Source organism: Mesorhizobium sp. M0848 (genome assembly GCF_040319805.1).
In the GTDB taxonomy this organism is placed as follows: Bacteria; Pseudomonadota; Alphaproteobacteria; order Rhizobiales; family Rhizobiaceae; genus Mesorhizobium.
On the sequence record NZ_JAMYOM010000002.1, the window covers coordinates 22,195 to 35,045 of the forward strand.

The following is a 12,851-nucleotide window of genomic DNA, read 5'->3' on the forward strand; positions in this document are numbered from 1 at the left end:
AGACCCATGACCGACGTCAGCCAGGCCAGAAAACAGTCCAGTCCAAGCGCGGGCGGCGAAGGCTTCGATCTCGCCAAGCTGCTGCTTGAGGGTCGCGCTTTCTTTGCCCTGATCGTCATCATCGTCGTGTTCTCGATCCTGTCGCCCTACTATCTCTCGGTGGCGAATTTCCTGACCATGGCCTCGCATGTCGCCATCTTCGGAATCCTCGCGATCGGCATGCTGCTCGTCATCCTCAATGGCGGCATCGATCTGTCGGTGGGGTCGACGCTGGGCTTGGCCGGCGTCGTTGCCGGTTTCCTGATGCAAGGGGTGACGCTGACCTGGCTGGGTGTCGTTCTCTATCCGCCGGTCTGGGTGGTCGCGGTGCTGGCCTGCATGCTCGGCGCCGTCGTCGGGCTGATCAACGGCGTGCTCATCGCGCGCTTCAAGGTTCCAGCCTTCGTGGCGACGCTCGGCGTCATGTACATGGCGCGCGGCCTTGCGCTGCTGATGACCAGCGGCCTGACCTACAACAATCTCGGCGGCAAGCCGGAGCTGGGAAACACCGGCTTCGATGCGCTTGGCTTCAACCGCCTGTTCGGCGTGCCGACCGGCGTGGTGGTTCTCGTGGTCATCGCGCTCATCGGCAGCATCGTCTTGAACCGCACCGCCTTCGGGCGCTGGCTTTACGCATCGGGCGGCAATGAGCGCGCGGCGGAACTGTCCGGCGTTCCGGTCAAGACCGTGCAGATTTCCGTCTATGTGCTGTCGGGCATCTGCGCCGCCATTGCCGGCCTCATCCTGTCCTCGCAGCTGACGTCGGCGGGACCGACCGCCGGCACCACCTACGAACTGACGGCCATCGCGGCCGTCGTCATCGGCGGCGCGGCGCTGACCGGCGGGCGCGGCAACATCCGCGGAACCCTGCTCGGGGCCTTCGTCATCGGCTTCCTGTCCGATGGTCTGGTGATCATCGGCATCTCATCCTACTGGCAGACAGTATTCACGGGCGCCGTCATCGTGCTCGCCGTGCTGCTCAATGCCGTTCAGTATCGCCGCCGCAGCAAGCTCCCAAGCGCGACAGGTGGCCAACCGACTTCTCAGAAACGGGGGAAGGCCGAAGCGGCCAATCCTGCCCAAGGGAAGACTGCCAGATGAACTGGCAGCAACACCGCGTAGTCATTGGAGGAATGTACATGAAAACCATGCTTAAGAGCTTGCTCGCCGCCGCGATGGTCGTCGGGTTTACGGCGGCCGCGTCGGCCGCGGGCCTGATCTCGATCATCGTCAATGATCCGGCCAACCCCTACTGGCTGACCGAGGGCAACGTCGCCAAGGCCGAAGCCGAGAAGCTCGGCTATACGGCCAATGTCGGCGCCCACAAGGGCGATACCAATACCGAAAGCAACTTGATCGACACCGCCATCACCAACAAGTCGGTGGCGATCATCCTCGATCCGGCCAACGCTGACGGCTCTGTCGGTGCGGTGAAGAAGGCGATTGCAGCCAACATCCCGGTGTTCCTCGTCAATGCCGAGATCAACCAAGAAGGCCTCGCCAAGGGTCAGCTCGTTTCCAACAACGCGCAGGGTGCTGCTCTCGGTGCCCAGCAGTGGGTGCAGGCCGTCGGCGAAAAGGGCAAATATGTCGAACTGCTCGGCGCCCCGTCTGACAACAACGCCGCTACGCGCTCGAACGGGTACGCGACTGTGCTGAGCCAGTACCCGGATCTCGAAAAGGCTGCTTCGCAGGTCGCCAATTGGGATCGTACCCAGGGCCACGACAAGATGCAGAGCATGCTGCAGGCCAATCCCGACATCATCGCCGTGATCAGCGGCAATGACGAGATGGCTCTCGGCGCGGTTGCCGCGCTGAAGGAAGCCGGCAAGCTCGCCGGCATCAAGGTCGGCGGCTTCGACGGTTCCCCGGACGCGGTTGCGGCGATCAAGTCCGGCGAATTGCAGTACACCGTGCTGCAGCCGGTCGCCATCTTCTCGGCCAAAGCCGTGCAGCAGGCGGACTCGTTCATCAAGACGGGCGCCACCGGTGCGGCGACCGAGAAGCAGCTGTTCGATTGCCTTCTCATCACCAAGGACAATGTCGACAAGTACACCGCACCCTTCGTGCTGTCTGAGTAATACCTGTACAGGGGGTGTTTCGCGGACACCCCCTGCCTCTTCTACGAAATGACTGCCCTCGTGAACTGCCTTCGCAACCAACCGGAATTTGCGGCATGAAAGACCTGCTGATCGGCATCGACGCGGGAACGTCGGTGATCAAATCGATCGCTTTCGACCTGTCCGGGCGGCAGCTCGCCATGACGTCGGTGCCCAACAGCTTCGTCACGCTGGAAGGCGGCGGCGCCGAGCAGGACCTCGACCAGACCTGGCGCGACATGGCGCGGACCGTTCGCGATCTCGCGGCCAGGGTTCCCGACCTCGTGCAACGAACCGCAGCGGTGGCCATCACCGGGCAGGGCGACGGAACCTGGCTGATCGATGGCGACGGCTTGCCTGTCTCGCGCGCCTGGCTGTGGCTTGATGCCCGAGCTGGACATCTGGTGGACGAGATGCGCGCCGATCCCCGGGATCGCAGGCGGTTCGAGCTGACCGGCACGGGGCTGAATTCCTGCCAGCAAGGCGCCCAGCTTGCCTTCATGAAAAAGAACCATCCCGACATGCTGGAGCGGGCGGCGACCGCACTGCATTGCAAGGATTGGCTCTACTTCAAGATGACGGGCGAACGCGCCACGGATCCCTCCGAGGGAACCTTCACCTTCGGCGATTTTCGGTCGCGCAGCTATTCCGACGAAGCCCTCGACATCCTGGATCTGACGACGCATCGCCGCCTGTTGCCTCCCATGCTCGAAGGCACCACCGACCATCATCCGCTGTCGCGATCGGCGGCGGCAGAGACTGGCCTGCTCGAAGGCACGCCGGTGGTGCTGGGTTACGTCGATATGGTCATGACGGCGCTCGGAGCCGGCCTCTATGATCCCTCGGGCAATGTCGGCTGCACGGTCATCGGCTCGACCGGCATACACACACGCTTTGCCGCCACTCCCGACGATGTCGTGCTGAACGACGATGGCTCCGGCTACACGATCGCCATGCCTATTCCAGGCGCCTTTGCACAATTGCAATCCAACATGGCGGCGACGCTCAACATAGACTGGGTGCTTGGCCTTGCGCGCGACGTGCTCGCGACGGCTGGCGGCAAGCCTTCTCATGACGAGTTGCTGAAGGCCCTCGACGCTTGGGTGGAAGCATCGGAGCCTGGTTCGCTGATCTACCAGCCCTATATATCGCTGGCCGGTGAAAGAGGACCGTTCGTCGATCCTGACGCACGCGCCGGCTTCATCGGCCTTTCGGTCAAGCACGGCTTTGGCGATCTGGCACGCGGCGTCCTCGAGGGACTGGCCTTCGCCGCACGCGATTGCTACCAGGCGATGGGCGCCGTGCCGAGCGAGATCCGCCTGTCGGGCGGCGCCGCGCGCAGCCCCTCCCTACGCCGCATCATCGCGGCGGCGACCCGGGCGCAGGTGCGCACCAGCAGTCGCCAGGAAGCCGGCGCGGCAGGCGCCGCGATGATGGCGGCCGTCGGCCTCGGCGTCTATGGCTCGATGGAAGACTGCGCCGCCGAATGGGTGACGCCGCTTCTCGGCGACTGCGATGCCTATGACGAGGCGCTTTCGCATACCTACGATGCCCTCTTCCCTTCCTTCGTTGCAGCGCGTCAGGCGCTTCGGCCGGTGTGGAAGGGCATGGCGCACCGCACAGGAGCAAGATCTTGAGCAATACAACAGATGTCGTCGATCTCTTCGTGATCGGCGGCGGCGTCAATGGAGCCGGCATAGCGCGTGATGCGGCAGGTCGCGGGCTGTCCGTCATCCTGTGCGAAAAGGACGATCTCGCGCAAGGCACGAGCTCGCGCTCCGGCAAGCTGGTGCATGGCGGCCTGCGCTACCTCGAATATTATGAATTCCGGCTGGTTCGCGAAGCACTGATCGAACGCGAGGTGCTGCTCGAGGCAGCGCCGCACATCATCTGGCCGATGCGCTTCGTTCTTCCGCACAGCCCGCAAGACAGGCCGGCATGGCTGGTCCGGCTCGGGCTGTTTCTCTACGATCATCTTGGCGGCCGCAAACGGCTGCCGGGGACACGAACACTGAACCTCAGGACTGCGCCTGAAGGCGCGCCGATCAAGGACGAATTCAAGCGCGGTTTCGAATATTCCGACTGCTGGGTCGACGATGCGCGCCTGGTGCTGCTCAACGCTCTGGATGCCGGGCAGCGCGGTGCCAGAGTGCTCACGCGCACCGCCTGTGTCGCGGCCCGCCGCGAAAACGGACTATGGTCGATCGACATGCAGGATGGTCGCACGGGTGCGGTGACGAAGGTCCGGGCGCGGGCGCTGGTCAACGCGGCCGGGCCGTGGGTCAACGACATTGTCAGCCGAGTCGCCGGGCAGAACTCCACCCGCAATGTTCGCCTGGTGAAAGGCAGTCATATCGTCGTGCCCAAATTCTGGGAGGGGCGGCAGGCCTATCTCATCCAGAACAACGACAAGCGAGTGATCTTCGTCAACCCCTACGAGAACGATCTGGCGCTGATCGGCACGACCGACATTCCCTACGAAGGCAGGCCCGAGGAAGTGGTCGCCGAGGCAAGCGAAGTCGATTACCTGATCAAGGTGGTCAATCGCTATTTCAAGCGACAGCTGACGTCACAGGACGTGGTCCATAGTTTCTCAGGCGTGCGTCCGCTCTATGACGACAATGCCGACAATCCAAGCGCGGTGACGCGCGACTATATTTTCGAACTCGACGCCTCCAATGGCAACGCGCCGCTGCTGTCGGTGTTCGGCGGCAAGATCACCACCTTCCGCAAGCTGTCGGAACATGCGCTGGAAAAGATCCAGCCGTTTTTTCCGATGATGAAGAAAGCCTGGACGGCCAAAATCCCCTTGCCGGGAGGCGACCTGCCCAATGCGGACTTCGAGCAGTTCCTGAGCGATCTGCATTCCGAGTTTTTATGGCTCAGCCCGTCGCTGGTGAAGCACTACGCTCGAAGCTACGGCACCCGTGCCAGGCAATTGCTCGCCGGCGCACAGCGCGAGGCGGATCTCGGCCGCCGCTTCGGTCCCGACCTGTATGAGCGGGAGGCAAGGTTCCTGGCCGAGACCGAATGGGCCGGCACATCAGCCGATATTCTGGAACGCCGCACCAAACATGGCCTGCATCTCAATGCGGCCGAGCGGAAAGCATTCGAAGACTGGTTCGATAACATCATGGCGACGGCAGACTGATGGCCTTCACGCTTTCCCTCAACACCAATCCGCTGGTCAACCGTTTCGCCGATCCGGACGATTTGATCGACGCGATTGCCTATGGCATCGGTATCCGCGACGTGCAGCTGACGCATGAATTCGTCAATCCGGGCTGGCCGGCGGCAACGATTGCCAAATTCCTGCGCCTGTTCGACAGGGCGCTTTCGCGGACCGGCGTGCGGATCACCTCCGGCATGACCGGACCTTATGGCCGGCTCAATCACTTCGGCCATCCGGACGCGGATGTCCGGCGCTACTATGTCGACTGGTTCAAGACCTTCGCCGATATTTCCGCGGAACTCGGTGCGTCGGGCATGGGCACGCAGTTCGCCATCTTCACCCACAAGGACTTTGACGATCCGCAACGGCGGGCAGTGCTTCTCGATATCGCCCTCGAATGCTGGCGCGAGGTGGCCGAACACGCCAAGGCGGCGGGTCTGACATACCTGTTCTGGGAGCCGATGTCGGTCGGCCGCGAGTTCGGCCACACGATCGAAAGCTGCGCCACGCTGCAAGGCGCCATCGACGCGGCGAAGCTGCCCATACCGATGAAAATGATGGTCGACATCGACCATGGCGACGTCACTTCGCCCAACCCTGCCGACACCGATCCCTATGCCTGGGCGAAAGCGTTTCCCTTGCAATCGCCGATCATCCACATCAAGCAGTCGTCGATGAATAAGGGCGGGCACTGGCCGTTCACGGCCGCCTACAACAAGGATGGCCGCATAGTGCCGCAGAAGTTGCTGGACGCGGTTCGGCAGGGCGGTGGAACCGACAATGAAATTTGCCTTGAACTTTCCTTCAGGGAGAGGGAACCAGTCGACCATCAGGTTATCGAGATGATCCGCGAGTCGGTGGATTTCTGGGCGCCTCATATCGACAGCGGTCGCGACAGTCTCAAGCCTCGGGCTTGAGTGAAATGCTGGCTAGACGCCGGCACCGATGGTGGCCAGGAAAAACGCGCGTTGAAGGAGAAAAGAATGACCCCATATTGGGTCGGCACGAGCTGGAAGATGAACAAGACGCTTGCCGAGGCGCTGCAGTTCGCCGATGCGTTGGCGGCCTTCGTGCCTGACTTCGATCAGGCGATACAGCCTTTCGTCATTCCGCCGTTCACCGCCGCGCGCCAGGTCAAAGCGGCGCTGGCCAACACCCGCGTGAAAGTCGGCGCCCAGAACATGCATTGGGCCGACGCCGGTGCCTGGACGGGAGAGATCTCGCCAGTGATGCTGAAAGACTGTGGGCTGGATGTGATCGAACTCGGCCATAGCGAGCGTCGCGAGCATTTCGGCGAAACGGACGCGACTGTGGGACTGAAAACGGCGGCCGCTGTCAGGCACGGGTTCGTGCCGCTGATTTGCGTCGGCGAGACGTTGGCTGAGCGTGAATCAGGCCGCGCCGAGGCGGTGTTGACGGCACAGGTTCTCGGCGCGCTGCAAGAGCTGAGCGGCGATCAACTGAAGGCTGAAATCCTCTTTGCCTACGAGCCCGTCTGGGCGATCGGCGAGAAGGGCATTCCCGCCAGCGCCGACTATGCCGACAGGCAGCAGGCGCTGATCAAGCAGGTTGCCGCCGACCGGCTGCCGGCTGCCCCGCCTGTGCTTTACGGCGGCAGCGTCAATCCCGGCAACGCGGCCGAACTCATCGGCCAGCCGCATATCGATGGCCTGTTCATCGGCCGCTCGGCGTGGCAAGCGGAAGGCTATATCGACATTCTGAAAAAGGCGTCGGCCGCCATCGCGCGCTGACCGCTAAAAGACCAAGCAAAGGAGCTCATCATCATGAAGATCGCACTCGGAGCCGACAGCGCCGGCAAGCCGTTGCTCGACGTCATCGCCAAGCATCTCGCCACCAAGCCGGAACTGCAGGTCGTCGACCTAAGCCAGGCCGGATTCTACGCCGATATCGCCGCCTCGGTCGGCCACGAAATTCTCGACGGCAATTACGACCGGGCCATCCTGTTTTGCGGCACCGGCATCGGCGTCAGCATCTCCGCCAACAAGGTCCCGGGCATTCGCGCCGCATTGACCCACGACACCTATTCCGCTGAGCGCGCCGCCAAGTCCAATAACGCCCAGATCATCACCATGGGCGCCCGCGTCATCGGTCCCGAACTGGCGAAATCGATCGCCGACGCATGGTTGGCCTCGGAGTTCGATCCGAATGGCCCCTCCGCCACAAACGTGCAGGCCATCGACAAGCTCGACGCCAAGCGCTGAGGCGCGGAAGGCCCGTTACTGATCAGGTGGTCAAGGCGACCCGCATCGCCTCGATCACGGTCACGGCGGAGGCGGCGCCCGGGTCCATGTGGCCAAGCGAGCGTTCGCCGAGGCGCGATGCCCGGCCCTTGGTGGCGACCATCGACTTGGTCGCCTCCGCGCCGGCGTTTGCCGCTTGTGCAGCAGCTTCGAGACTGCCCGCCAGATCCTTGCCGGAGGTCAGCGCTTCGCCCGCCGCCTGCGCAGCCGGCGCCCATGCATCGATCATCGTCTTTTCGCCTGGCTCGGCCTTGCCGCGATCCTGAATGCCTTTGGCCATCGCCTGGAACAGAGTGACCACGTCCGCGTCGTCGAGCGTCGTCTTGCCCTTGACGGCTGCCGCGGCGCGCATGAACGCGGTCGCATAGAGCGGACCGGAGGAGGCGCCAACCGCATTCAGGAACGACTTTGCCGCCGTGTTCAGCAAGGTGGTCGGATCAGTGGCCTCGGTGTCCAGTGCGGCGACTGCATCGCGTGCCGCGGAAAATCCAAGCTCCATCGCGATGCCGTGGTCGGCGTCGCCGATAACTCCGTCAAGCGCGCATAGTCGGTCCCTGTCGGCCGACATGGCGGTTGCGATCGCCGCGAACATCGCGACAAGGCGGGCGGTGTCGATTGTCGTCATGTCTTAGTCCTTGCCACAGAAGTGGGTTTAGCCGGCGCGAAACATGGCGCAGTCGCAGGGGTGGTCCAGCATCGTCTGCAACTCGCCGTCCAGCCGATGCAGAGTGATCGAGGCCCCGGCCATTTCGAGCGAGGTGCAGTAATTGCCGACCCAGCTTGCGTGTATGGACACACCGATCTCATCGAGCCTCTGCTTCACGCGCCGGTTCATGATGTAGAGTTCCATCAGCGGCGTCGAGCCCAGCGAATTGACGAGCACCGCGACCTTGTCGCCGCGCGCCGGCGCCATCTCGTCGAGAATCCTGTCCAGCATCTCGTCGGTGATCTCGTCGGCTGTTTTCAACTTTTCGCGCGCGATGCCGGGCTCGCCGTGGATGCCCATGCCGATCTCCATCTCGTCCGGGCCGATCTCGAAATTCGGCCGGCGGGTCTGCGGCAGCGAACAGGGCGACAGCGCCACGCCCATGGTGAAGGTATGGTCATTGGCCTTGCCGGCGACGCGCTCGCATTCGTCGAAGGACAACATCCGGTCGCAGGCGGCGCCGGCCGCCTTGAAGATGAAGAAATTGCCGGCGACGCCGCGCCTCTTGTGCCGCTGGTCGCGCGGTGCCGAGGCGACGTCGTCGGTGCTCAGCACCGTGCGCACCTCGATGTCGTCCATGGCGGCCATCTCGGCCGCCATGTCGAAATTCATCACGTCGCCGGCATAATTGCCGTACATGAAGAGCACGCCGGCGCCGCCGCTGACTGCCTTGGCGCATTCGAGGATCGGGTCCGGCGGCGGCGAGGCAAAGACATTGCCGATGGCCGCAGCGTCAGCCAATCCCTTGCCGACAAAGCCGAGAAAGCTCGGCTCGTGGCCCGAACCGCCGCCAATCACGAGGCCCACCTTGCCCTGGCGCGGTCCGTCGCGGGCGATGATGGAGCGTGGACTGCCGTCCACGCTTTTGAGATGGCGGGGATGCGCTGCCAGGATGCCTTCCAGCATCTCGTCAACGGCGCGGTTGCCATCGTTGATGATCTTCTTGGTCTGCACCCGACGTCCTCCCGATTTCGGCATTTTCGTAGATAGTACCGGGTGTTACCGGGATTTCCACCCGGCAAGGCGCATTTCGCGTGTTGAAGTGCTCTCGCACAGCGGCTCCTGAAATCCAGGTGTCGGCTGGTTCAAGTGCCGAGGCCGTCGCGGATGGCTGAGAAATAGCGATCGGTTCCGACCTGGCCGCCCTTGAGCGCGACCTCCAAGCCGTCGATCGCCTTGACGCGCGAGTGGGCAACGCAGAGCGGCGAGCCAGGCGAAGCGGGCAGCGGCATGCGAATTGTCAGGGCATCGACACCCATCTCGCCGAGTGCGTGGCTCGACGTGTCGCCGCCGGCAATGACCACGCGCCGCAAATTCTGTTCGATCGTCAGGCTGCGAAGGATTTCTCCAAGGCCGCGGCCAAGCCTGTGGCGGGCGCCTTCCTGCCGGTCGATTTCGGCGCCCCTGTCGGCATCGGGGCCAAGCGCGGTGTAGAGGATGACGCTGCGCCCGGCTTGCAGACTGGCACGGCCGCTTGCCGTTGCGCGCGCGATCGCCTGCTGCGAAGACTCCGAAACCAGCTCGACGGGATCGACCTCGATGCCGTCGAAACCGTCGGTCAGGGCATGCCGGATCTGCCGCTCGGTGGTCGGCGAACAACTGCCCGACACGACGGCTATCCGCTCGGCTGCGCCCGGCGGCGTAAAACCTTGTCCAGCGCCGACAATGTCATTCGACGCCCATTCGGCCAGCAATGCATACTCGACCCCGGACGAGCCGACGACAAAAGAACCGCCTGGCTTGCGAACGCGCCAGATCTCCTTGCCGGCCAGAGCCTGCGTTTCCAGATTGTCGACATCGAGAAGCACGATGGGGGTGCCGTTTCCGGTCAGGCGATCGAACGCGGCCGATCGCGACGCGGACTGCAGCGTTGCAAGGTCGATCAGCCCGGAGCTCAGCGCCGTCTGCCGCGACAGATGGATCAGGAGATCGGCCTCATCCATCGGCGTCGTCGGATGGCGGCTCATCACAGGGTGGCGATCGATGCGGAAATATTGGTCGCGATAGGCGGCGAATAGATGGCCGAAGGCGGTGTAGCGCTTGAGCTGCGGCGCGCCGACCAGCAGCGGCACACTATCCTGCGCGAACACCGAGCGGCCGACCTCGATGGCCCGGCCGATGCTGCCGACCGTTGGGCTGGAATCGAAGGTCGAGCAAACCTTGTAGTGGCAGATCGCGGCGTTGAGTGTCTTCAGCCAGGCAAAGGCATCGCGCAGATGCATGTCCATCCACTGCGGCGTCTCGCTGCGGCTGGTGCCGGCGAGGCCGATCGCCCGGCAATGGGCAAACCGCGAAAGCAAGGCATCGTCCGGCTGGCGCATGAACAGCACGGTCGGCACGCCGCCGAGCTCAAGCGCCTCCATGACATCGGTCGAGCCGGTCAGGTCGTCGCCATAATAGCTGAGAAGCAGGTTCTGCATGGCTTCAGGCTGCCTTGCCGTCGCCGAATTTTTCGATCGACCGCGCCAGTTCAGGGTGGTTCAGGGCGAAGTCGGCAAGCGGAATGCCGTCGACCGCCGCCTGCCAGGCTTGCTGCACGGCACGCACGCCGGCGCCCGGCCCGTCCGGATGGCTGACGATGCCACCGCCGCAGAGATAGAGAAGATCGACGGTCCGGCCGGTCCGCGCATATGTCTCGGGCGCCTGCCCGCCCCACTGGCCGGAGCCGGCGACCGGCAAGGCGCAGTCCTCAGGTGAGAAGATCGGCGTCGTCACCGCCTTGAACGACTCGACGAAGGAGTCATCCGGCTCCCAATATTTCGAGGCGATGCCGTTGATCTGGAATTGGTCGACGCCGAGCAGTCGCCAGAATTGCTGCCAGACCTTGAAGCCCATACCTAGCCCGGGGTGCCGGGTGAGGATGTCCCAGCCGTTGCGGTGAGCATGCAGCACCAGACTGGAGCGCTTCCTCAGGAACGCCATGCCACTGAGCCCGATCGAATTGATGTTGACAACAGCGCAATTGCCGCCGGCCTTCGCCACCAGATCGTGGTTGCGCATCATCTCATCCGGGTCGGCATGCGAAATGCCGAAGGCATACATCACTTTCTTGCCGGTCTTCTGCTTATGGTCGAGGATCAGCGGCATGATTGCCTTCACCCGCTCCGACAGCGGCGAATAGGCCGGGCTCATCAGCTTCTCGTCATCCTTGATGAAATCGACGCCGGCGGCGATCAGTTCCGCCACCATTGCCGCCGTCTCGTGCGGCCGCAGCCCGAGCGCCGGCTTGACGATGGTGCCGATGATCGGGCGGTCCGTCACACCGGTCAGTCGGCGGCTGCCGGCGACACCGAACTGTGGGCCGGGATGCGCGCCGCGAAAATCCTCCGGCAGCTTCATGTCGACGACGCGGATCCCGGTGAGGCCCTTGATCGAATAGGTGCCGCCGATGGCGATGGTCATCAGCGCCGAAAGGTCGGTGCCGATGGCATCGAACGGAAAGGCGATGTCGACATCGGCGCGTTTGAACGGCCCGCTGCCGTCATCGGGAAGTGACGGCCGCTCGGCATCGGGCAGAGGCCGGATCGCCAGCACGCGCGCCGCCACCCGGGCCTTCAGCTCTTCGGTCTCGCCGGGCAGCGCGACGAAGGTGCCGGTCGACTGGTCGCTGGCGATCTTGGCGGCCAACGCTTCGATGCTTCCAGGCGTTTCGATGCGATAGGTGAGGGTGATCATGGTCTGCTGTCTTAAGCCGAGGCGTTCGAAAAAGGTTCACCGGTGTTCTAAATCTGGTATAATGAGTACATAAGTATTGCAAGGCATATCCGGCTAGAAGTTTTAGGCAGATCGACAGGCGGCAATTTCCGGGAAATGTGGCGGCAGTGTTAGATAGGGCCGGCTCAAGGGAGTGATTCGCGACGATGAACCGTTCGGAACCGATTGTCCGGCGCAAGCTTTCCGACGAGGTCTTCTTGCGGCTGAAGCGCCTGATCACCAGCGGCGAATTGATGCCGGGTGACGACATGCCGTCGGAGCGCGAACTGATGGAGCGCTTCGAGGTCGGCAGGCCGGCGATTCGCGAGGCGATGCAGGCGCTGAGCAATATGGGCCTGGTCGCGATCTCGCATGGCGAGCGCGCCAAGGTGCTGCAGCTCACGGCAAAGTCGATCATCAAGCAGGTCGATGGCGCCGCCAAGATCATCCTGTCGTCATCGAAGGACGCGCTTGAGCACCTGAAGACCGCGCGCATCTTCTTCGAGCGCGGCATGGTCAGGGAAGCCGCCGAAAAGGCCACCGCCGAGGATGTGCAGCGCCTCAGGGCCACCGTTGCCGAACAGCGCGGCTTCCGTGGCGATTCCGAAGCCTTCATCTCCGCCGACATGAAATTCCATACCCAGATCGCCGCGATCTCAGGCAATCCGATCTATGTCGCCGTTAGTGAGGCGATGCTCGGCTGGCTGAAGGAATACCACACCGAAATGCTGATCTGGACCGGCAAGGAAAAGTTCACGCTGACCGAGCACGAAGAGATCATCGGCCGCATCGAGAAAAAGGATGCGGATGGCGCCGAGAAGGCGATGATCAAGCATCTCGAACGCTCGCGCGCGCTCTATGTGATGAATTCCGAAAAGTAA

Annotated in this window: 12 protein-coding genes; 8 read left to right on the forward strand and 4 right to left on the reverse strand. The window is 63.3% G+C overall.

The window, feature by feature from the left end; translation table 11 throughout:
- The first annotated feature begins 6 nt into the window (after positions 1 to 6).
- The 7 genes from NKH95_RS02025 (at position 7) to derI (ending at position 7,532) form a co-directional block, all read left to right on the forward strand.
- Complete coding sequence (locus tag NKH95_RS02025) at positions 7 to 1,140, forward strand: ABC transporter permease (RefSeq protein ID WP_352731550.1); 1,134 nt, start codon at positions 7 to 9, stop codon at positions 1,138 to 1,140.
- A 38-nt stretch (positions 1,141 to 1,178) separates the two neighbouring features.
- Positions 1,179 to 2,120 carry a D-ribose ABC transporter substrate-binding protein gene (locus tag NKH95_RS02030; protein ID WP_013533072.1) on the forward strand — a complete coding sequence of 314 codons (942 nt, stop codon included), beginning with the start codon at positions 1,179 to 1,181 and terminating at the stop codon, positions 2,118 to 2,120.
- Between the two features lie 95 nt (positions 2,121 to 2,215).
- Positions 2,216 to 3,775, forward strand: coding sequence for an FGGY-family carbohydrate kinase (locus tag NKH95_RS02035; protein ID WP_352890892.1), 1,560 nt, complete (start codon positions 2,216 to 2,218; stop codon positions 3,773 to 3,775).
- A complete protein-coding gene (locus tag NKH95_RS02040; RefSeq protein WP_352890894.1) occupies positions 3,772 to 5,289 on the forward strand; it encodes a glycerol-3-phosphate dehydrogenase in 1,518 nt (505 codons plus the stop codon). The genes NKH95_RS02035 and NKH95_RS02040 overlap by 4 nt, the downstream gene beginning before the upstream one ends.
- A complete protein-coding gene (locus NKH95_RS02045) occupies positions 5,289 to 6,227 on the forward strand; it encodes a sugar phosphate isomerase/epimerase family protein (RefSeq protein WP_023808905.1) in 939 nt (312 codons plus the stop codon). The genes NKH95_RS02040 and NKH95_RS02045 overlap by 1 nt, the downstream gene beginning before the upstream one ends.
- A 66-nt stretch (positions 6,228 to 6,293) precedes the next feature.
- Positions 6,294 to 7,061, forward strand: coding sequence for a triose-phosphate isomerase (locus NKH95_RS02050; protein ID WP_023808904.1), 768 nt, complete (start codon positions 6,294 to 6,296; stop codon positions 7,059 to 7,061).
- A 33-nt stretch (positions 7,062 to 7,094) separates the two neighbouring features.
- Entirely contained in the window at positions 7,095 to 7,532 is a 438-nt protein-coding gene (derI, locus tag NKH95_RS02055; protein WP_013533067.1) for a D-erythrulose-4-phosphate isomerase, read from the forward strand.
- Positions 7,533 to 7,554: 22 nt separating this feature from the next.
- Here the strand turns inward: derI and dhaL are convergent, their stop codons facing one another.
- From dhaL to oiaX, 4 genes are all read right to left on the reverse strand, one after another.
- Positions 7,555 to 8,196 carry a dihydroxyacetone kinase subunit DhaL gene (dhaL, locus tag NKH95_RS02060; protein ID WP_023808903.1) on the reverse strand — a complete coding sequence of 214 codons (642 nt, stop codon included), beginning with the start codon at positions 8,194 to 8,196 and terminating at the stop codon, positions 7,555 to 7,557.
- Positions 8,197 to 8,223: 27 nt separating this feature from the next.
- On the reverse strand, positions 8,224 to 9,231 hold the full coding sequence (locus NKH95_RS02065; RefSeq protein ID WP_023808902.1) for a dihydroxyacetone kinase subunit DhaK: 1,008 nt from the start codon (positions 9,229 to 9,231) through the stop codon (positions 8,224 to 8,226).
- A 131-nt stretch (positions 9,232 to 9,362) separates the two neighbouring features.
- Positions 9,363 to 10,697 (reverse strand): four-carbon acid sugar kinase family protein, encoded by a 1,335-nt coding sequence (locus NKH95_RS02070; protein WP_023808901.1) that lies wholly within the window; start codon positions 10,695 to 10,697, stop codon positions 9,363 to 9,365.
- 4 nt (positions 10,698 to 10,701) lie between these two features.
- Positions 10,702 to 11,952: a 3-oxo-isoapionate-4-phosphate decarboxylase OiaX gene (gene oiaX / locus NKH95_RS02075; RefSeq protein ID WP_023808900.1), complete on the reverse strand. Its 1,251-nt coding sequence runs from the start codon at positions 11,950 to 11,952 to the stop codon at positions 10,702 to 10,704.
- A 185-nt stretch (positions 11,953 to 12,137) separates the two neighbouring features.
- Between oiaX and NKH95_RS02080 the strand changes: the two genes are divergently transcribed.
- Complete coding sequence (locus NKH95_RS02080) at positions 12,138 to 12,851, forward strand: transcriptional regulator NanR (RefSeq protein WP_352772162.1); 714 nt, start codon at positions 12,138 to 12,140, stop codon at positions 12,849 to 12,851.

Excerpts from the sequence above, each read along its gene's own strand:
- NKH95_RS02045 (WP_023808905.1), top strand. The coding sequence starts at position 5,289 with ATGGCCTTCACGCTTTCCCTCAACACCAATCCGCTGGTCAACCGTTTC.
- NKH95_RS02050 (WP_023808904.1), top strand. The coding sequence starts at position 6,294 with ATGACCCCATATTGGGTCGGCACGAGCTGGAAGATGAACAAGACGCTT.
- derI (WP_013533067.1), top strand. The coding sequence starts at position 7,095 with ATGAAGATCGCACTCGGAGCCGACAGCGCCGGCAAGCCGTTGCTCGAC.
- dhaL (WP_023808903.1), bottom strand. The coding sequence starts at position 8,196 with ATGACGACAATCGACACCGCCCGCCTTGTCGCGATGTTCGCGGCGATC.
- NKH95_RS02030 (WP_013533072.1), top strand. The coding sequence starts at position 1,179 with ATGAAAACCATGCTTAAGAGCTTGCTCGCCGCCGCGATGGTCGTCGGG.
- NKH95_RS02025 (WP_352731550.1), top strand. The coding sequence starts at position 7 with ATGACCGACGTCAGCCAGGCCAGAAAACAGTCCAGTCCAAGCGCGGGC.
- NKH95_RS02080 (WP_352772162.1), top strand. The coding sequence starts at position 12,138 with ATGAACCGTTCGGAACCGATTGTCCGGCGCAAGCTTTCCGACGAGGTC.
- NKH95_RS02035 (WP_352890892.1), top strand. The coding sequence starts at position 2,216 with ATGAAAGACCTGCTGATCGGCATCGACGCGGGAACGTCGGTGATCAAA.
- NKH95_RS02070 (WP_023808901.1), bottom strand. The coding sequence starts at position 10,697 with ATGCAGAACCTGCTTCTCAGCTATTATGGCGACGACCTGACCGGCTCG.
- oiaX (WP_023808900.1), bottom strand. The coding sequence starts at position 11,952 with ATGATCACCCTCACCTATCGCATCGAAACGCCTGGAAGCATCGAAGCG.